This window comes from Paraferrimonas sp. SM1919, from assembly GCF_010993985.1.
GTDB lineage: Bacteria > Pseudomonadota > Gammaproteobacteria > Enterobacterales > Shewanellaceae > SM1919.
Genome location: NZ_WINH01000008.1, coordinates 87,379 through 105,294, shown reverse-complemented (window position 1 = coordinate 105,294; position 17,916 = coordinate 87,379). Strand labels below are relative to the sequence as shown.

Here is a 17,916-nt window from a genome sequence, read left to right as displayed (position 1 = left end):
TAACCAAATTTTGGTTAGCTTACCAACTTATAAAAAATTGGTAGTAATAAAGATGATTATAAATCAGTCTTTATTATTCTGCTTCTACGAAGCCGTCTTGCTCAGCTTGTACAGCGATGTCTTGTGAACGACCTTCTTTAACAGCTTGTGCTACAGCGTTAGTGTAAAGCTGGATAGAACGAGTCGCGTCATCGTTACCAGGAACGATGTAGTCAACGCCATCAGGGCTAGAGTTAGTATCAACGACAGCAACAACAGGAATACCTAGGTTGTTTGCTTCTTTAATAGCAATGTGCTCGTGATCTGCACCAACGATGAACAGAATGTCAGGTAGACCGCCCATGTTCTTGATACCGCCTAGAGAGTTCTCTAGTTTTTCCATTTCACGAGTACGCATTAGCGCTTCTTTCTTAGTTAGCTTCTCAAAAGTACCATCTTGAGCTTGAGCTTCTAATTCTTTTAGACGCTTGATTGACTGACGAACAGTTTTCCAGTTAGTCAGCATACCACCTAACCAGCGGTGGTTTACGTAGTATTGTTCACAAGAAAGAGCAGATTCTTTGATCGCATCAGATGCAGCACGCTTAGTACCAACGAAAAGTACTTTACCTTTCTTAGATGCAACGTTGCTAATTACAGAAAGAGCATCGTTGAACATTGGAACAGTTAGCTCAAGGTTGATGATGTGAACCTTGTTACGCGCACCAAAGATCCAAGGTTTCATTTTTGGATTCCAGTAACGAGTTTGGTGACCGAAGTGAACACCAGCTTTTAGCATGTCGCGCATTGAAACAGTAGCCATTGATTTTTTCCTCAATAGTATGGGGTTAAAACGTCCATACATCCCATTAACTCGACCGTTAGGCACCCCGAGCAATGTGACGATGCATGTGTGATTTAGGGTTTAGTTTAGGTCAATTGTTGACCAAATTAACAAGCAAATTAATGGGAACTTAAAAAAGACCGAACTAATCTGTTGTTAACGGCGCGCTTTATACCATAGAATTAGCACTAAATTCAAATTTGATGAAAAATTAAGTGGCTTTTGCCACTTTAAAGAGATTGATATGGCTATTACGATTAAGACTCCTGAAGAAATTCAAAAAATGCGTGTTGCTGGGCGCTTGGCTGCTGAAGTGCTAGAAATGATTGCCCCATATGTCAAAGAAGGCGTCACCACAGAAGAACTTAACGATATCTGCCACGATTATATCACCAAGCAGCAAGACGCCATTCCGGCGCCACTAAACTACGGTGGTTTTCCTAAGTCCATCTGTACTTCGGTAAACGAAGTGGTTTGTCACGGTATTCCAGACCCCAAACAAAAATTGAAAAGCGGTGATATCATTAATATTGATATCACGGTGATCAAAGATGGCTACCATGGTGACACCTCTAAAATGTTTATTATTGGCGAAGCCTCTCCAGAAGATAAACGTTTATGTCGCATCGCCCAGGAATCTTTATACCTCGCAATGAAGAAAGTGAAGCCTGGCGCCCGCCTAGGTGACATCGGTACCACAATTCAAAAATTCATTAAAAAGTCAGGCCGTTACTCTATTGTAAAAGACTATTGTGGTCACGGTATTGGTGCAAAATTCCATGAAGACCCACAAATTGTCCACTACAAAAATGGCGATCGTACAGTACTTAAAGAAGGCATGTGTTTCACCATCGAGCCTATGATTAATGCTGGCCGTTTTCAAACGATTCTGGACGCCGAAGATAACTGGACGGTTTACACTGTTGATGGCAAAAACTCAGCCCAATGGGAACATACTCTATTGGTCACTAAAAATGGTGTCGAAGTGTTAACGCTGCGAGCAGAAGAATCAATCCCACGTTTAATGGTTAACCCATAAAAGGATGTTGCAGTAGATGAATGCACAAGAGGTAAAGGACTACCTGATAAAGAGCGCCAAAGACGATTTACAGCTTTTTACCTCAGGTACTGATGTTCGTGAATTAGTTTTTAAGCGTTCAAACCAAATCGATCAACTGCTGCTTCAACTGTGGCAACACTTCGGTTTGGACAAGTCGGATATTTCTCTGATAGCGGTCGGCGGATACGGCCGCGGTGAGCTGCACCCTAAATCAGATATCGATTTACTGTTTTTATTAAAAACAGAGCCCAGCCCCCCACAACAACAAGCCCTGAGTGATTTCATCACTTTTATGTGGGATGCCAAACTCAATATTGGCCATAGCACTCGCACCTTGGCTGAAACCTATGAACAAGCGAAAGATGACGTAACCATTGCGACGAATTTACTTGAGGCACGACTGCTAACTGGTGACCAAGGGCTATTTGAACAGTTACAGCAGTTAGTTAAAGAACCACTATTTTGGCCTGCTAAGGCATTCTTCAAAGCAAAGTATGAGGAACAATTAGTTCGCCACCAAAAAGCCTCCGCATTTGATTTAGAGCCAAACATAAAAAGCTGCCCTGGTGGTCTCAGGGACATTCAGACCATCACATGGGTGACCATGCGTCATTTTGATGCCAGACGTCTCGATGAACTTGTCGAATATGGCTTTTTAGATGAAGCTGAATTGAACGAACTCAATGAGTGTCGAGACTTTTTATGGCAGGTTCGCTATGCCCTTCACTCCTGCGTCAGACGCCCTGAAGAACGATTATTATTTGATTTGCAACATCAGGTTGCTGAATTATTAGGCTACAAAAACTCGACGCAACTGGCCGTTGAACAAATGATGAAGCGCTATTATCGAACGGTTCGAAGAGTGATAGAGCTTAACCAAATGCTATTACAATTGTTTAAGCGTGCGACCCTTGGACTGACTAAACTCACCATGAGCCCAATGAATGCTGACTTTAGACGCTTTGGTCGTTATTTAGATGTCTGTCAACAAGACTACTTTGATAAGCCCGAAAACATATTAAAGTTTTTCTTAGAAGTTGCTAGAAATTCCAATATTCAAGAAGTTTACGCCCCTACCCTAAGGTTACTAAGAAAAGCTCGACGCAGTTTGACCGAGCCGTTGGTTAATCATCCAGCCTGCCGTAAAGTGTTCATTGAATTACTCCGTGAACCCCGGGGTATTGCCGCATTTAAACTCATGCATAAGTATAATATTATGGCCAGTTATCTCCCCGCCTGGCGTGATATTGAAGGACAAATGCAGTTTGATTTATTTCACGCTTATACCGTCGATGAACATACCAATAGGCTGTTGCAAAATATTGAGCGTTTTTCAAAACCTGAGCATAAAGAAGAGTTTCCACTAGGCTCAATTCTGATTCTACAACTGCCTAAGCGTGGCTTATTGGTGTTGGCGGCGATTTTCCATGACATCGCCAAAGGACGAGGCGGTGATCACAGTGAATTAGGCGCCGTAGATGCGCTAGAATTTTGCCAACAGCACCAATTAAATATGCATGATGGCCGCCTAGTCGCTTGGTTGGTTGAAAACCACTTATTAATGTCTACCGTGGCTCAACGTCGAGATATTAATGATCCAGATGTCGTTAATAATTTCGCCCTAAAAGTCAGTGATGCCAGTCGTTTAGACTATCTTTATTGTTTAACGGTAGCGGATATATGTGCAACCAATGATACCCTTTGGAATAACTGGAAAGGCTCATTATTACGCGAACTTTACTTTTCCACGAGTCGAGTATTAGCCAGAGGCCAACAGCAAGCCATTGACTTAGAAGAACGCATTGCTGAACATCAAGCTAAAGCGCTTAAAGAGCTTTCTCGCAAAGGCTTTAAAGCCTCTATGGTAGAAACCCTATGGCAACGTTTTCCTTCTGACTATTTTATTAAGTTCCAACCAAGACAAATCAGTTGGCAAACGGAAGGGATCTTAAAACACAAGAATGATGCGCCATTAATCATGCTGTCCAAAGATCAAGTCAGGGGCGGCACAGAGTTATTTGTTTACTGCCCTGATAAATCAAAACTGTTTACTACCGTAGTCAGCCAACTTGGCGCCAAAAATATCACCGTCCATGATGCGATCATTTTTAGTACTAAAGATGACTTTGCTTTAGACAGTTTTGTGATTATGGAATCCGATGGCACTCAAGTGAATAAAACGGCACGTATTAATAGCATTAAAAAGTCTCTGGAACAGGTTCTTGGGAGCGATAAACCCGTTAAATTTAGCCAACCCAGACTGCCAAGACAGATGAAGCACTTTAGTGTAGAGACCAAGGTTACTTTTATCGAAACCAAAGACCCAGCGACAACTCTAGTAGAGGTTATGGCTTTTGATGAGCCAGGCCTGTTGGCTAAAATTGGTGAGGTGTTCCATCAGTGCGGTTTCGAATTAGAGTCCGCGAAAATTACCACGATTGGTGAACGGGCAGAAGACTTTTTCACGGTTAGCGCCGATGGTAAAGCCCTCAGCCAGTCTCAACAATTGCAATTGCACACTGCCATGCTAGAACACTTAAGTGAATCGGCACAAGAATTAGAGGCTAATTAGCACGGCCTTCGGCCTACAGCACGCTTCGCTACTGCACGTCACTACGTGACTACTGGACGCAAACAAAGTTTGCTACTGCTGACTAAAGCTGTAGCCACGAAGTGGCGTCCTGTAGGGCAAAGCCCGTCCTGTTAACAGTAGGCGCAAAGCGCCGTGCCATTGAGTTAGCCTTCGGCTAACTTCAAATCCCAACCAAACTCATCAAATAGGCGAGTAAACTCAGCGTCGATTGGTGCCTCTAGTTTTAACTGTTCGCCCGTATAGGGGTGTTTAAAACTGAGTGACTTGGCATGCAGCAGCAACTGCTGGGAGCCTAAATCCCTCCTAAATAGTTGATTTTGTTTACCATCCCCATGGGTAGTATCACCAATAATTGGATGACGAAGATGGGCCATATGGCGACGCAACTGATGCTTTCTGCCAGTATGTGGAATCAACTTCAGCAAACAAAAGCGAGAGGTTGGATAGCGCCCGGTCGAATAGGGCAATTCAATTTGGGCCAAAGGCTGATAACTGGTTTGCGCCTCTTGGGCTTCTTTATCTTGATCGGCCTTTTTGTCAACAATTTTATCGAGCTCTTCCTTTAAAGGGTAATCTAACGTTCCCGCCTCTTTGACCCAGCCACGGACGATGGCTAGGTACTGTTTATCGGTTTCTCGCTCACTGAAGAGTTCATTCATCTTACGGGCCGATTCGGAAGACTTAGTAAACAGTAGTACCCCAGAAGTGGGCTTATCCAGACGATGCACAGGGAACACATGCTGACCAATTTGATCCCGTAAAATTTGCATCGCGAAGTATTTTTCCTTTCTTGCCAGATAGGTACGATGTACTAATAAACCCGCGGGCTTATTAATAGCAATCAACTGTTCGTCTTCATAGATAACCTGTAGCGGCTCGCCTTGGTATTCAGCCATTGATTGCCTCATCTAAAGCAAAGCAACAGTTCACCACAGTTTGCGCCTCTGGTTTGTCTAAATATACTTGCTCAGCCATTGGCGCGATACCCATGGCAGTGGGTAGGGGCTGGCCTGCGTCTATCAATGCACGCATACGGGCAATAAAAATAAACTGCAGCCATTGCTCAAAACTCATGGTATCAATCGCAAAAGGCTGGGTCGATTGCAGCTTAGCTGCTTCTATAGGTTGGCTTTGCCACAGCTCGGCTGCCTTAAGGGCATCTTCAAGCTGATTAATTAATTGAGATACTTGTTTCATACCCGCCATTATACCCCTTTGTCGCAACAGTGAGGACAAATATCTGTAATTGCGTATAATGAGCCCGTTAATAGAATTAGAGTTTCCCCATGAGCAACATCAGCAGTTTTAATCAGTTTTTTGCCCTTGCTGGCGCAACCTACCAAGTTTTTGAAATCGGCAGAAAAATTCAGCCTCTACCAGTTTCTATCTTCGATCATATCGAGCAAGGCTTACGCCCATACCCTGCTCCCGTGCAAGGCCATGGTCAAATTGCGATCAGCTACACCCATAATGAGCAGCAGTTTGTTTGGTTTTTAAAACTGCCCCTTGATGAAAACGGTTTGGTTATCGCTGGCCCGAAAGTCGATTTTTTACGCCATGTGGGTGGCCACCTTGGCCAAGACCTTTCTAAGAACCTGACTCCAGAGCAACAACAAGCCCTGTCTAGCCATGCGATTAACTTCCAGCCGCCCCAAGACAAGCAGGCGATGTTCAACGCTAAATTACGCCTAGAGCAAGGCCTAGCACCGTCAAGCCAATACCCGTTTGTGGTTGAATACTTTAAAGGTGAGCACCCAAGTGATAGCTGGCAACAAATGGGCCTACAGGGTTTAGCTGATTTTGCATTACGCGCCAACGAGCATAAGGCATTAATCATTAACCAGCTGACCACGCTTGATGCCGAAGTGATGATTAACTTACTGCACTTGTTGGAAAATGTAGACATTGACGATGAGATTGGCCAAGCATTATTTACATTGCTTACCCAGGCAGACAACTCTGCCCAAAAGCAACACTGGTTACGAGGGCTTGCGGGCAACCTATTGTATTCCCAACAAGCCGTTGATCATTGCCTTGCACAAACCGAGGCGCTAGATTTAAACATTTTGCTGATTATTGCTGCCCGTCACCATATGGCACTAATGCATCCTACTAGCCTAAACCTTTACCTAGAACATATGGCCAAGCATGATAAAGATGTATTTAATCAATTATTTGCCGATTTAGTCAGCCTTGCTGGACTTCGCAATGGGTTGCTGTCTAAAATCAATGACGATAATAATTCTGATGCTGTAAAAGCAGCATTTACTAATATGATTAAGGACTTAACAAGCTCATGATGGATTTATTGCTGATTGTATTAATGGCAGGGATCATGCTGTGGTTTTGGCAAATACGTACCATGGCAGAAACCGCCAAAAGGTACATCACCAAACAATGCCAGCTCAACAATCTGCAATTTTTAAGTATTGCTCAAACAAGGGCTAAACCCTTCTTTGGTGGACAGCAATTTTTTAGCTGGGCCGTTGATTATCAATTTGAGTTCTCTACCGATGGTGAAAACAGTTACCAAGGCCAAGTCACCTTAAAAGCCAATAAAGTAAGTAATATTGTGTGGCCAGTATACCCAGAGCCAAGCTGGATAAGCCCGCCTAACAGTCATCGTTCATGCAGAAGGTGTGGCTAGTGCCGGGGTGCCGGCTGCACGTTAGGGGAAGCCTACGGCTGCCTCCCCTAACAACCCCTCAGCCGCCCCCACTCTGCATATTCTTGATTATTCACTCCTCAATTACGAGAACGGATTGATTCGGCATCCTGCCTCAAACAATCCTTGACGGCATCCATGCCTTTCATCTCTATTGAGAAGTTTTAATCAAGTGCAGAGATGTAGGGGAAAATGAGTATCATAACGGTTAAGTATTATCAACATCCTTATAAATATCAGATAATAGTGCCAATCCTTTCTGGCCCAGGGAATACCTGTTATTTTCACCTTTATCTATAATTCTCATACTGCTCAAACTATGTAAGATGCCAGCTGTTCTTTCTGTTGTTATACCAGGAATATTACTCCCATTCCCTATGCTTTCATTAAGAAGTATATGCTTAATGCATGCAATCAATCCTAAAATCTCTTGTTTATGTCCATCGTCTTTTAAAAGCCTACCGCTTAGAAAAGCAAGCTTTTCTTGTAAGCGAATTTGAAATGAAGGTATCGTAAATTTTTCCGTAATTAAATGCACATCTACGAATCTTTTTGGATCAATCTTATCGATTTTTACATCTACACCTGTATCCTTGTTCGTAACCCCTGCTTCTCTAAGGGTCGCCAACTCTGAAGTAAGAGCATTGATTTGACTCCGGTAAATTTCTGTTTCTTCGCTATTTTTATTTTCTATTTCTGACAGCCTAATCAATAATTTTTGTGACTCTTCTAGTGAAAGGAGCTTTTTCTTTTCTTGTTCTTGTTTTATTACACGTAAGGAGCTCTGTTTATCCAATGCGTGCTTATAAACCGGTTCTGCAAGTTTAGGGTAAACATATAAATATAACCCTGTAATGATTCCTGGCCCTAATAGTCCATTCCAAAACGAACCTAACAGTTGATCCCACCATGCATACGGTATTGTTGGAAAAATATGAGAATTAAAAATTGAATCAATTTGTTTTAATAAATCTTCAGATGTTTTTTCTTTCGCAATAAAAATTACTAAGAATAATTTGTAGTTCCATACGCACCATGTAGTGATAAATGCCCCAAATAGAGGGCTTGTATTTCTTTCATACAAATAAGCTTTAACTGATTTTATAATCTCTTCCATAAAATTATCTTGTTGAATTAATAGTATAAAATTAGATTACACTCTTCGATTACCCACATCAATCACAAGTTAATAGATAACAAAAAAGGCGCAGCTTCTATAAGTTGCGCCTTTTTATAGTTCTGGAGATTGACTAGTTTAACTCGTCGTCTTTCCAGTATTTAGTCCCTTTAAGCGTGGCTTGTAAAGCTAATCCGCTTTCTGTCAGCTGGTAGATAGTCACATCACCAAGCGCACCACCGGCACTCGCCTGTCCACCATTTTCACCCGCTTTAGCCGCAGCATCTGCCTCGCCACCAAAGCTCCAACCATTATCAACAAAGTTGTTGTAGGCTTCTTGGGTATGAAAAACAAACAGTACTCTAAAATCTTTTACCCCTAGCCCTAGACCGATGCCAGCCTCTGCCATTTTCATGTAAGTAGAGCGACCTTTAGACTTAGCCACCCCGTGCCCACCACCGGCAGCGATAAAAATGACATTGACTTGGGCATTACTAAACACCGCATAACCGGCACTCGATGCCACATCTCTTCTTGCCGCAGCAGATTCTGCATAAATATCTTGCAATACCTTGTTATGCATTGCTTCAATACTGGCGCGTTTTTGTGCGACGCTATTACCACTACTGGAACAGCCGATAAGGGTAATAGCCAATAACAACAGTAACAGATTTTTCATAGCATTTTCCTTTGATAATGATTAACTAAAAGATAGCGCATCAAACTCAAAAAAACCTACTAAGCTCATGTAACAACCGAAAATAAAAAGGCGCCTTTATTTCTAAAGGCGCCTTTTTTATCGGTTAGCGATGAGCGGATTATTTTAGCTTTTGCATGACTAAAGTAGCGTTAGTGCCACCGAAGCCAAAGCTGTTGCTCATTACCGTGGTTAGCTCAACATCACGCTTTTCTGTAACAATTGGCAGACCTTCTGCTTTTTCGTCAGCGTTTTCAATGTTGATGCTAGGGGCAATAAAGTTATTATCAAGCATTAGCAGTGAGTAAATCGCTTCATGGGCACCTGCAGCACCTAATGAGTGACCAGTCATTGCTTTAGTTGCAGAAAGTGCTGGGCAACCCTCTGGAAATACTTCGTGAATGGCTTCTAGCTCACGTACGTCACCAACTGGAGTAGAGGTACCGTGGGTGTTAATGTAGTCAATAGGACCTTCAACACTGTCCATAGCCATACGCATACAACGCGCCGCACCTTCACCTGAAGGAGCAACCATGTCGTAACCGTCAGAAGTCGCGCCGTAACCTACGATTTCAGCATAGATTTTTGCGCCACGAGCAACCGCGTGCTCGTACTCTTCAACCACTAGCATACCTGCGCCAGCAGAAATAACAAAACCATCACGGTCAGCATCGTAGGTGCGTGATGCTTTTTCTGGTGTGTCATTGTACTTAGTTGAAAGCGCACCCATTGCATCGAAGCCCATAGTTAGGGTCCAATGTAGCTCTTCAGCACCACCAGCAAATACGATGTCTTGCTTACCTAATTGGATCAGCTCAGCCGCGTGACCAATGCAGTGTGCAGATGAAGCACAAGCAGAACTGATTGAGTAGTTAACACCTTTAATTTTAAATGGTGTTGCTAGACAAGCACTTGCCGTAGAAGCCATGATGCGAGGCACAATGTATGGACCTACACGCTTAACGCTTTTCTCACGTAGAGTATCAGCAGCTTGAACTTGGTTAGCAGAAGATGCACCACCAGAACCCGCAACAATACCTACACGGTGGTTAGAGTATTGCTCTTCAGTTAGATTAGCATCTTTAATTGCTTCTTCCATCGCGATGTAGGCATAAGCAGCCGCGTCACCCATGAAGCGAAGCGCTTTACGGTCAATATGTTCTTTAGGATCTAGGTTGATGGTGCCGGCAACGTTACTGCGCAGTTTCATGTCAGCAAATTCCTGGTGGAATTCAATACCGCTCTTGCCTGCTTTTAGTGATTCTAATACTTCGTTTTTATTGTTACCGATACTAGACACAATGCCCATACCAGTGATCACAACTCTTTTCATCGTTAAATTCCGCTGATGTCTTTTTTATACTGCGCCAATACTATCTGTTTTAAGTGATAAAACTGGTCAGCTTTCCATTAAAAATAAGTTAAAATACCAGTTTATTAACCCAAAGCAAGCCAATTAAACTGGTTGATGGGTGTTATTATAGAGATAAGGACGAACCGTGTCTGCCCCATTAAGCCAACATCAATTAGTTTCAGCTATCGAAGCGCTTAAAAATCAGCTTAATCCTTGCTTAGTGGTCGATGATATCAACGCCCTAGCACAAATCTATAGCGCGGTGGTTAACCAGCATCATTCGCTGCCTAAAATACAATGGGTATTATTAATTGAGCAACCCTTACAACAGTCAACGCTGGCTAACTTAGCTTTCCTTGAAGGTTATCAAGCATTAGCTCAAGGTGTGCAAAGATTATCTTATAATCTCAACAACTGTTTGCATATTATTGATATCCACACCGCAAATAGCGCTTTAACATTGGCCCAACTCGCCCAAAATGAACGCGACTGTTATTGGCAGCTATTGCAAGCCAATCATTTACAATTGTTGGCGAACGGTGACAAATCAACGCCCCATTTCGCCGCCAGCAGCCCTAAGGCCCCAGCGGTACCCAAAGTGCTTTACCCTAGGCCAAATCCAAAGGCTAAAAATATTGCCATTATTGGCGGTGGTATTGCCGCGGCAACGTTGTCTTATTCCCTCAGCCAAAGGCAAATCAAACATAAGCTGTTTTGTAAAGATGAGCAACCCGCTATGGGGGCTTCTGGTAATCACCAAGGGGCGATTTATCCCCTTGTAAACCCAACCAACTTTGAACTTTCAAAATGGTTTTCTGGGGCGTTTCATTATGCCTACCATTTCTATCAACAATTAGCTAAGCAAACTCAATTTGACCATAACTTTTGTGGAGTATTACAACTAGGGAAAGACGCTAACGACGAGCAAAAGTTGTTAAATCTTGCCAACAGCCAGTGGCTGCCTGAACATTTGGGCCGAGCGGTGAGCCAACAACAAGCCCAGCAATTAGCTGAAGTGAGTGTTGACTATGGCGGACTATATTTCCCCCATGGGGGATGGCTCTCCCCCCGTCAAGTCGTCACCCAAACCCTCGCTCTAAGCCAACAAAGTGGTCATTGTCAGCTATACCTCAATACTAATATTGAGCAACTCCAATCAACCCCTTCGGGGTGGATACTGCATCAAGGGGGAAATCAACATGGACCATTTGATGCAGTGGTGATCGCCACTGGTCATCAGTTAGTGAATTTTGAACAAACTAGGCATTGCACCGCGACTCAAGTCAAAGGCCAAGTCAGTCAGACTCCCTCACGGGGCGAACTATCACAATTAAAGAAGGTACTGTGTTCTCAAGGTTACTTAACACCACAGAATAATGATAAGCACTGTTTTGGGGCAACCTATGATAAAGACATCACATCGCTCGAATATAGCTATAGTGCGCAACAAGCTAATCTAGATAAGATGCAGCAAAGTTTTGGCGAGCAGTCTTGGCTGAAGGATTTCGATATTAGCGGTAAACACGCTCGTATCGGGGTTCGTATGGTCGTTAGGGATCATATGCCGTTGGTTGGTTTAATTGGGAAACATGAATCGCTGCAACAGCTTGAACAGCTCAAAGCAAACACATGGTTTGAGGGTTATGATGTTCATCAAGGCTTATACAGTTTTGCTGGACTCGGTTCTCGCGGGTTATCCACCGCGCCATTATTAGCCGAGCTACTCACCAGTGAATTACTAGGGGAACAAGCGCCCGCCAGCCAAGCTCAACTTAACGCCCTCCATCCCAATCGAAATTGGGTTCGTAAAGGCGCTAAATTAAGACGCGGGATGAACAAATTTCGCTAAAAAGCTACTGCGGTTTCTCGCCGGTTGAGGTTATTGCGAAGCAAAGGTTAACGCCACTCCTCGACGCCCCTCGCCGGATTGGGAAGCTGCTTGCCACTGTCCTTCAATAGCCACAATAATTTGTAAATCGCCAAATTCATCGACAATGGTTTGGTAACCCTTTTGCTGCAAACTTTTTATTACTTGAGGATCGAGATCTTGGTAGTGCCAAATTTCATCTTTAGGTAACAGCTGATGATGAAACCTTGCCGCATCGACGGCCTGTTGGGCAGTCATACCAAATTCAATCACATTTAGAATCGATTGATAGACAGAAGAAATAATCGTCGTGCCACCTGGAGAACCGGTAATCATTTTAACTTGGCCCTGTTTAACCACAATCGTCGGTGTCATCGAAGAGAGCATCCGTTTTTTAGGTTGAATTTCATTGGCAACTCCACCTACTGCACCAAAAATGTTTGGAACACCTGGTTTAGCACTAAAATCATCCATTTCATCATTCAACAAATAGCCAGCACCAGTCACAACCACACCACTGCCAAAGGTATCATTTATGGTAGTGGTATTAGAGACAGCATTACCCCATTGATCAATGATTGAAAAATGGGTGGTATCTCTGCTTTCATCTAGACCCGGGGCGATGTCCTTAGTTATCGATATGTCATCGATTGATACTTGAGCTGCACGCTGCGCCAAATACGCCGCGGCTAACAATGATTGTTGTGGAACCTCAAAAAAGTCAGGATCCCCCAAATATTGAGCCCTATCAGCAAAAACTCTTTTACCAATTTCAGCGAGCAAGTGAACATATTGGGCGGAATTATGACTGATTGTTTTATCCGCTTTGACTAAATCATACATGGTTAGCCACTGCAACATTGCGATACCACCAGAACTTGGCGGCGGAGCGGTGATCACATCGTAGCCACGCCAATTATGAACGAGCGGTTGACGCCATAGTGCTTGATAAGCCATAAGATCGGCTTCTGATATCAAACCACCATTGGCTTTCATAAAATTGCTTAACAACTTAGCATTTTCACCTTGATAGAAACCGGCTTTACCATGCTTTGCTATCAACATTAACGTTTTGGCAAGATCCTGCTGTTTAAATAAGGTACCTGCTTTGGCACCTGCAAAATGATCACTGAAGTTGACCTTAATGTTATCCTTGTTAAAACTGCTGATCCGCCATGATATGTTTTTAGCTAACGCGGGATGGACGACAAAGCCCTCTAGCGCCAATGTGATGGCTGGGGCGAGCAGTTCTGCCCACGCCATGGTGCCGTATTTTTGGTGGGCTTGCCACATCCCGTCAACGGTACCTGGAACCCCTGCAGATAAGATGCCGTAACTTGATAAGAAAGGAATAACCTCACCATTACTGTCTAAATACATATCCCGGTGAGCAGCCAGTGGCGCGACTTCGCGGTAGTCTAAGAAATCAGGCTTGCCATCTTTAATAATGGTCATAAAGCCGCCACCACCAATATTGCCAGCCTCTGGCAAGGTAACAGCTAATACAAATTGTGCCGCGATAGCAGCATCGATAGCATTTCCCCCTTGTCGTAAAATGGTTTTAGCGGTTTGTGCACTGTAACTGTCTGGCATTGCTACTGCTGCCGTTTGACTGCAAGCATGAAAACTATAAGTTAAATTTAAAATTAAAAAACAAAATAAAGCAGCGATATTTTGTATTGGGGAAACCTTCATATGGGGGCTCTGATTAAAATTATTGGTGAGTTACAGGCTAACAATAAAACGTTAAAAACAGCATGTTTGTTGTCAAATAGACACCCAAATCATTTCATTTTTGCCAAACACAATCCAACGACCATTAATAACTGTTCACGCCACAGTAACGTATTTGATAGTTTTAATGTGAATTTTTCAGCTTGGCTGTAGCTACCCTTGCCTCAACATTGTAGTAAAACTCTGTTTTATATCACTTTATTTGAACTTTCAAGAATTGCTACTATAGTAAACAACAGCCCCTAAATTATCGCAATAAGGTCTGCCTTTAATGAAAAATATCTTAATTACAATGTTGCTGCTTTGGCTATTTGGCTGCGCGGCAAGTAGTAAAATTATGATGTCTGACGCAAAATCCCCCTTAAACGTTGATGATGTTTCTGTGGTGTACGCTGTTCCAGAAAACAGTGAACTCATCGCCATTTTAGAGGGACGCTCGATTGCTGGATTAAATACTCAACAAAAAGTGGATGGGGTCATACAAGAGTTAAAGAAACAATCCGCAGCAATAGGCGCTAACCTTGTACTGATCACGCGACCGATGCAGACGATCAACAAAGGGTTAAGGATCTCGAGCAATAGCATTGGTTATAAAGCAGGCCAAGATGAATATCGCCTTGAGGCAAAGGCCTTTTACAATGAAGCTCTTACTAAAGAAAACGTCGAGCAAGTTAAGATTGCAGATTTAATTGCTGAAAGCGATAAAACCACGCTGATAACAATAAAATAAGCGATTCATGGCAAAACAGCAGGTAAAATAACGCACTTTACCTGCAACAGTATCGGCTCAGGCAAACGCCGCTTGTAAATCTGCCCATGCATCGTTCACTAGGGCGAAATCGCTGTCGTTGAGCTCTTCTTTAGCTTGTTCAAGGCGGGCTTGCATTGAGCTATTCAGCGCCGCCATATCTTGTAGGTCTTGGGCTTCAAGCTCTGATAGTGCCACAGCCACATGCCCCTGCAGATAACCGCTGGCGAAGACTTGATCGTCGTTGCCGTTATCTAAAATGTTGGCAATCCAGCGATCTAATTTGCTTTCAAACTGTTCTAACACGTTTATGCTCCGTTTCGGCTTAGCTTAGCAAGCCTATAATTCTATAAATTTAACGATTAATGACTCGTGGTTAATCACTATTCTGGATTAGCCACGGGATACATCACCTGATCGTGATAACCCGTTATCACAGGGTAGAAACCGCTCAGTTGCTTATCCAACTCGCTATCCGAGGTGTCACACACCAAGGCCTTACCCTGAAGATGATTTAATTTGGTTTTAGTGGCTACAATAATAATATTTTCGCGCCCCAATTTTTGAATAAGCTGCGGACTTAACTGTTGATTGCCACGACCAAAAATATGGCCTTGGCCACCAATTAAAGTGATCACTAACTTGGTTTTATTGGGCTCAAATAGTTCTAATAACTGGCCACTGGTGCAATCGCTGGCAAGCAGTTCACCATTTTCAATCACATCTACCCCAAGTAAGGTATTATCAAGCCCTAATTCGGTCATGACTGCTGCCACGGTTGAGCCTGAACCCATAATGTAGCGCACATCGTCTTCTAATTCTTCCACAACATGGGCGGCAATGTCCATCAGCACCAACTCTTCCGACTCAATGCCAGACATTTTAACCGATTGAATGTATTTTAGGTCACTGGGTATTTGTAATTGTGAGTAACATTTTGCTTTTACCCGTCCTTGCCTAAACGCGACTTCGTCGATATCCATCACATCGGCTTCTACTAACGACACTAAGCCCTGTTCAATCATGTTAATCACCACTTTAGCGCTGGCACTTGGGGTTAAACCATACACTCCAGAATGAATTTTCACCCCTGCAGGAATACCCAGTACCGGCTGGGAATAACTAAGATGTTTGGCTATATCGCGGGCAGTACCGTCCCCACCGGCAAACAATAATAGGTCACATCCCTGCTCACTCATGGTTACTGCGGCGTTAGCAGTATCATCGCTACTGCAAGGCTTTCCGGCCTGGTATACCACACTGTAGTGAAAACCGTATTCTTCTAATAAAGCTTGCCCCATTAAATCATTGGCGGTTTTAAAGTGGATTTGCGCTTTATAAGGCAGTAATAATTCAAGGGCTTGTCGTACCCTTGGGGGCGAGGTTAACGGGATATTATCGTTAATAATGGTATCACGCAGGCCGTCAGAGCCCTTCATGGCCAGTGCGCCGCCTACCCCAGAGTATGGGTTAACAATAAAGCCTAAGGTAATATTATGAAGCTGCATCTCGCAAATACATTCCTTGGTAATGCACAGAAGAAAGTTGTGGTGTTTGCGTACCGTAAAAGTCTTGCAACGCATCCATTAACTGTTGGGCACGCTTAGGAAAACCCTTAGCAAAATACTGGCAAAGTTGGTCGTAAACCTTATGCTGAAACGATAACCTATCTGGAGTCACCCCATCTAAGTTGTCTGAGCTGACATTAAAGGTAAAACCTGCCGCCAAGCACAAGCCCCATTCAATAGCTTGGGGTTTGATTTCGACTTTTTCAAATTCAGACTGCTGCTTAGCATCGCGGCCATCACCAATATACCAATAGCCATAATCCGGTAACTGCCGGCGCACTTTGCCCGCTAAACACCAGTGGGCAATTTCATGCATGGCACTGGCATAGAAACCGTGGGCAAACTCAATACGATGGTAGCGAGTATCGCCATGGGCGGGTAAATAAATAGGCTCGCCTTCACCTTTTATCAAGCGAGTATTCTCACTTTCAAAAAAACTTTGGTCGAAAATTTGAATTAAGTCGTTAATGCAATGGTTCACGCGATATCTCTAAAAATGGCCAGAAATCTGGCCACTGAACTTATATGCTAGTTAGAACTTGAGAGCCTAAATACCTAGACTCTCGCTTGTTAGTGTTAATCAACCATACCTAAATTCGGCGTATCAGTGACCACATGCATATTTTGACCACGGTGACGTAATAAGTGATCAAGTAATACAATGGCTAACATCGCTTCAGCAATTGGTACTGCACGAATACCCACACATGGGTCGTGACGACCTTTGGTGATCACCTCGGCACTGTCACCTGTGGTGGTAATGGTTTCACCAGGCACGGTAATCGAACTGGTCGGCTTTAAGGCGATTTTGGCGACAATGGGTTGGCCTGAAGAGATACCACCTAACACGCCACCCGCATGGTTAGTTTTAAAGCCCTCAGGAGTCATTTCATCGCGGTGTTCACTGCCACGCTGATTTACCACATCAAAACCGTCCCCCATGGCCACACCTTTGACCGCATTAATCCCCATTAATGCGTGAGCGATTTCAGCATCTAGACGATCAAACACAGGCTCACCTAAGCCAGCTGGCACACCGTTGGCCACTACCGTTAACTCTGCACCAATGGAATCGCCATCTTTTTTCAATTGGCGCATATATTCATCGAGTGCTTCTAACTTGGTTTCATCGGCAAAAAAGAACGGGTTAGTTTCAATAATGCTCGCATCAAACTGTTCAGCCTTAATTGGTCCAAGCTGTGATAAAAAGCCTTGGATCTCAACCCCAAACATGGCTTTTAAGTACTTTTTCGCGACCGCTCCAGCTGCCACTCGCATCGCCGTTTCACGGGCAGAGGAACGACCACCACCACGGTAATCACGAATGCCGTACTTTTGCCAATAGGTGTAGTCAGCATGACCTGGACGGAACAAGTCCTTAATTTGAGAATAATCCTTTGAACGCTGATCGGTATTTTCAATCAGCAAGCCTATGCTCGTTCCTGTAGTCTTACCTTCAAACACACCCGATAAGATTTTCACTTCATCTGGTTCACGGCGAGCAGTGGTATAGCGAGAGGTACCCGGGCGACGACGATCTAAGTCGTGCTGCAGATCCGCCTCTGACAGTTCTAACCCTGGAGGGCAGCCATCAATAATACAGCCCAATGCCAATCCATGACTTTCACCAAAAGTAGTGACCGAAAACAGTTTCCCTATAGTATTACCAGACATAGTGTTTATTATTCCT

At 43.6% G+C, this 17,916-nt stretch carries 17 protein-coding genes; 6 read left to right on the top strand and 11 right to left on the bottom strand.

Annotated features, from left to right (window positions below):
• Positions 1–73: 73 nt before the first annotated feature.
• Positions 74–802 carry a 30S ribosomal protein S2 gene (gene rpsB, locus GFB48_RS06715; RefSeq protein ID WP_163932979.1) on the bottom strand — a complete coding sequence of 243 codons (729 nt, stop codon included), beginning with the start codon at positions 800–802 and terminating at the stop codon, positions 74–76.
• Positions 803–1,067: 265 nt separating this feature from the next.
• Between rpsB and map the strand changes: the two genes are divergently transcribed.
• Positions 1,068–1,862: a type I methionyl aminopeptidase gene (gene map / locus GFB48_RS06710; protein WP_163932977.1), complete on the top strand. Its 795-nt coding sequence runs from the start codon at positions 1,068–1,070 to the stop codon at positions 1,860–1,862.
• A gap of 16 nt (positions 1,863–1,878) precedes the next feature.
• Positions 1,879–4,455, top strand: a complete 2,577-nt coding sequence (gene glnD, locus GFB48_RS06705; RefSeq protein ID WP_163932974.1) for a [protein-PII] uridylyltransferase — start codon at positions 1,879–1,881, stop codon at positions 4,453–4,455.
• Between the two features lie 164 nt (positions 4,456–4,619).
• Here glnD and truC read toward each other — a convergent pair whose 3' ends face one another.
• Both truC and GFB48_RS06695 read right to left on the bottom strand, forming a co-directional pair.
• A complete protein-coding gene (gene truC, locus GFB48_RS06700) occupies positions 4,620–5,372 on the bottom strand; it encodes a tRNA pseudouridine(65) synthase TruC (protein ID WP_240464836.1) in 753 nt (250 codons plus the stop codon).
• Complete coding sequence (locus GFB48_RS06695; RefSeq protein ID WP_163932968.1) at positions 5,365–5,673, bottom strand: YqcC family protein; 309 nt, start codon at positions 5,671–5,673, stop codon at positions 5,365–5,367. Before GFB48_RS06695 ends, truC begins: the two co-directional genes overlap by 8 nt.
• Positions 5,674–5,762: 89 nt before the next feature.
• Between GFB48_RS06695 and GFB48_RS06690 the strand changes: the two genes are divergently transcribed.
• Positions 5,763–6,776 carry a DUF3549 family protein gene (locus GFB48_RS06690; protein ID WP_163932966.1) on the top strand — a complete coding sequence of 338 codons (1,014 nt, stop codon included), beginning with the start codon at positions 5,763–5,765 and terminating at the stop codon, positions 6,774–6,776.
• Positions 6,773–7,123 (top strand): DUF3301 domain-containing protein, encoded by a 351-nt coding sequence (locus tag GFB48_RS06685; RefSeq protein WP_163932963.1) that lies wholly within the window; start codon positions 6,773–6,775, stop codon positions 7,121–7,123. The genes GFB48_RS06690 and GFB48_RS06685 overlap by 4 nt, the downstream gene beginning before the upstream one ends.
• A 226-nt stretch (positions 7,124–7,349) precedes the next feature.
• Here GFB48_RS06685 and GFB48_RS06680 read toward each other — a convergent pair whose 3' ends face one another.
• From GFB48_RS06680 to fabB, 3 genes are all read right to left on the bottom strand, one after another.
• Positions 7,350–8,258, bottom strand: coding sequence for a hypothetical protein (locus GFB48_RS06680; RefSeq protein WP_163932960.1), 909 nt, complete (start codon positions 8,256–8,258; stop codon positions 7,350–7,352).
• A 133-nt stretch (positions 8,259–8,391) separates the two neighbouring features.
• Entirely contained in the window at positions 8,392–8,937 is a 546-nt protein-coding gene (locus tag GFB48_RS06675; RefSeq protein WP_163932958.1) for a YSC84-related protein, read from the bottom strand.
• 139 nt (positions 8,938–9,076) lie between these two features.
• A complete protein-coding gene (gene fabB, locus GFB48_RS06670; protein ID WP_163932956.1) occupies positions 9,077–10,288 on the bottom strand; it encodes a beta-ketoacyl-ACP synthase I in 1,212 nt (403 codons plus the stop codon).
• 166 nt (positions 10,289–10,454) lie between these two features.
• Here fabB and mnmC point away from each other — a divergent pair, with 166 nt between their 5' ends.
• A complete protein-coding gene (gene mnmC / locus GFB48_RS06665; protein ID WP_163932954.1) occupies positions 10,455–12,158 on the top strand; it encodes an FAD-dependent 5-carboxymethylaminomethyl-2-thiouridine(34) oxidoreductase MnmC in 1,704 nt (567 codons plus the stop codon).
• 30 nt (positions 12,159–12,188) lie between these two features.
• On the opposite strand, the gene ggt is transcribed toward mnmC, so the two are convergent.
• Positions 12,189–13,769 (bottom strand): gamma-glutamyltransferase, encoded by a 1,581-nt coding sequence (ggt, locus tag GFB48_RS06660; protein WP_240464835.1) that lies wholly within the window; start codon positions 13,767–13,769, stop codon positions 12,189–12,191.
• 412 nt (positions 13,770–14,181) lie between these two features.
• Here ggt and GFB48_RS06655 point away from each other — a divergent pair, with 412 nt between their 5' ends.
• Entirely contained in the window at positions 14,182–14,640 is a 459-nt protein-coding gene (locus GFB48_RS06655; RefSeq protein WP_163932950.1) for a hypothetical protein, read from the top strand.
• Between the two features lie 57 nt (positions 14,641–14,697).
• Here the strand turns inward: GFB48_RS06655 and GFB48_RS06650 are convergent, their stop codons facing one another.
• The 4 genes from GFB48_RS06650 to aroC all read right to left on the bottom strand — a co-directional run bounded on the left by GFB48_RS06650 (position 14,698) and on the right by aroC (position 17,900).
• Positions 14,698–14,964: a YfcL family protein gene (locus tag GFB48_RS06650; RefSeq protein ID WP_163932948.1), complete on the bottom strand. Its 267-nt coding sequence runs from the start codon at positions 14,962–14,964 to the stop codon at positions 14,698–14,700.
• Positions 14,965–15,041: 77 nt separating this feature from the next.
• The gene (locus GFB48_RS06645) at positions 15,042–16,166 is read right to left on the bottom strand and encodes an ATP-NAD kinase family protein (protein ID WP_163932946.1); all 1,125 of its coding nucleotides are present in this window, start codon (positions 16,164–16,166) and stop codon (positions 15,042–15,044) included.
• Positions 16,153–16,707 carry an elongation factor P hydroxylase gene (locus tag GFB48_RS06640; protein ID WP_163932944.1) on the bottom strand — a complete coding sequence of 185 codons (555 nt, stop codon included), beginning with the start codon at positions 16,705–16,707 and terminating at the stop codon, positions 16,153–16,155. The genes GFB48_RS06645 and GFB48_RS06640 overlap by 14 nt, the downstream gene beginning before the upstream one ends.
• A 95-nt stretch (positions 16,708–16,802) precedes the next feature.
• Positions 16,803–17,900, bottom strand: a complete 1,098-nt coding sequence (gene aroC / locus GFB48_RS06635; RefSeq protein WP_163932942.1) for a chorismate synthase — start codon at positions 17,898–17,900, stop codon at positions 16,803–16,805.
• Positions 17,901–17,916: the final 16 nt, after the last annotated feature.

Bases quoted from the DNA above. Each gene is read 5' to 3' on its own strand.
- truC (WP_240464836.1), bottom strand. From the start codon at position 5,372: ATGGCTGAATACCAAGGCGAGCCGCTACAGGTTATCTATGAAGACGAA.
- GFB48_RS06690 (WP_163932966.1), top strand. From the start codon at position 5,763: ATGAGCAACATCAGCAGTTTTAATCAGTTTTTTGCCCTTGCTGGCGCA.
- GFB48_RS06685 (WP_163932963.1), top strand. From the start codon at position 6,773: ATGATGGATTTATTGCTGATTGTATTAATGGCAGGGATCATGCTGTGG.
- GFB48_RS06675 (WP_163932958.1), bottom strand. From the start codon at position 8,937: ATGAAAAATCTGTTACTGTTGTTATTGGCTATTACCCTTATCGGCTGT.
- GFB48_RS06680 (WP_163932960.1), bottom strand. From the start codon at position 8,258: ATGGAAGAGATTATAAAATCAGTTAAAGCTTATTTGTATGAAAGAAAT.
- map (WP_163932977.1), top strand. From the start codon at position 1,068: ATGGCTATTACGATTAAGACTCCTGAAGAAATTCAAAAAATGCGTGTT.
- aroC (WP_163932942.1), bottom strand. From the start codon at position 17,900: ATGTCTGGTAATACTATAGGGAAACTGTTTTCGGTCACTACTTTTGGT.
- GFB48_RS06695 (WP_163932968.1), bottom strand. From the start codon at position 5,673: ATGAAACAAGTATCTCAATTAATTAATCAGCTTGAAGATGCCCTTAAG.
- GFB48_RS06645 (WP_163932946.1), bottom strand. From the start codon at position 16,166: ATGCAGCTTCATAATATTACCTTAGGCTTTATTGTTAACCCATACTCT.
- glnD (WP_163932974.1), top strand. From the start codon at position 1,879: ATGAATGCACAAGAGGTAAAGGACTACCTGATAAAGAGCGCCAAAGAC.
- fabB (WP_163932956.1), bottom strand. From the start codon at position 10,288: ATGAAAAGAGTTGTGATCACTGGTATGGGCATTGTGTCTAGTATCGGT.
- ggt (WP_240464835.1), bottom strand. From the start codon at position 13,769: ATGCCAGACAGTTACAGTGCACAAACCGCTAAAACCATTTTACGACAA.
- rpsB (WP_163932979.1), bottom strand. From the start codon at position 802: ATGGCTACTGTTTCAATGCGCGACATGCTAAAAGCTGGTGTTCACTTC.
- GFB48_RS06655 (WP_163932950.1), top strand. From the start codon at position 14,182: ATGAAAAATATCTTAATTACAATGTTGCTGCTTTGGCTATTTGGCTGC.